Source organism: Pseudomonas violetae, assembly GCF_023072615.1.
Classification (GTDB): Bacteria; Pseudomonadota; Gammaproteobacteria; order Pseudomonadales; family Pseudomonadaceae; genus Aquipseudomonas; species Aquipseudomonas violetae.
Window position 1 is genome coordinate 1 of the sequence record NZ_JAKNRW010000090.1, and the last position, 1,197, is coordinate 1,197.

Sequence of the window (1,197 nt, forward strand, 5' to 3'; positions counted from 1 at the left end):
GGTAATCCCCCCATTCCTAAAACTCACCAGAAGTAGACCTCAGGCCACCAGGGCCAACTTCTGTTTTGGGGTAATGCCGCCGAGGGCCATATTCGGGCGCTCGTGATTGTATGTCCAGATCCAGTTCGTACCATAGTCCTGAACTTCGGCTATCGACTCAAACAAGTAATGTCCCAGCCAGTCATAGCGCACAGTCCGGTTATAACGTTCAACGTAAGCATTCTGCTGTGGATTACCCGGTTGAATAAAGTCCAAGCGGATGCCTCGTTTCTTCGCCCACTCAGCGAGCTTGGCACTGATAAATTCTGGGCCGTTATCGCTGCGGATCGCCTGCGGTTTACCACGCCATTCAATGACCTGATCCAGCGCACGCACCACGCGCTCAGCCGGTAGCGATAAATCAATCTCCATGCCCAGGGCTTCGCGGTTGAAGTCGTCAATCAGATTAAAAACCCGAAAGCTGCGTCCATCAGCTAACTGATCGTGCATGAAATCCATCGACCAACACTGGTTGGCTGCCTGCGGAACGGCCAGCGGTTCAGGCTTCTCGCGCACGATGCGCTTACGCGGCTTGATCCGCAGATTCAGTTCCAGTTCGCGGTAAATCCGATACACCCGTTTATGGTTCCAGCCATAGCCCTTCACGTTGCGCAGGTACAGAAAACACAAGCCAAACCCCCAATTGCGCTGGTTATGCGAGAGTCGGATCAGGTGATCGGCGATCTCGGCGTTTTCAGGCGATAGGCGCGATTGATAGCGATAGCACGTGCTGCTGACCCCGAAGGCCAGGCACGCGAGCTTGATACTGCATCGACCTGAACGAACCGCTTCCTGCGCCATCTCTCGTCGCCGCGATGGCTTCACCACTTTTTTGCCATGGCCTCCTGGATGATTTCGGCTTTGAGCCGCTCTTCGGCGTACATTTTTTTGAGACGCCGGTTCTCATCCTCCAACTCGCGTAACCGAGCCATCAGCGATGCGTCCATGCCGCCGAACTTGGTGCGCCACTTATAGAAGGTGGCCGAGCTGATACCGTGCTCGCGACATAGCTCTGGCACCGGGCTTCCAGCCTCGGCTTGCTTGAGAATGGCCATGATTTGGCTGTCTGAAAAACGTGATCTCTTCACGCAAAATTTCCTTGATCCGATTAGGAGAAAATTCTACTTCTGGTGAGTATTTTTTTCAGGGGGGATTACC

1 protein-coding gene is annotated in these 1,197 nt (G+C 54.0%); it reads right to left on the reverse strand.

Features of this window, described 5'->3' with window-relative positions:
• Window positions 1–39: 39 nt before the first annotated feature.
• A protein-coding gene (locus L9059_RS30565) for an IS3 family transposase (protein ID WP_247296873.1) occupies window positions 40–1,127 on the reverse strand; the annotation gives its coding sequence in 2 pieces (ribosomal slippage) (window positions 40–875 and window positions 875–1,127; 1,089 coding nt in all).
• Window positions 1,128–1,197 lie beyond the last annotated feature (70 nt).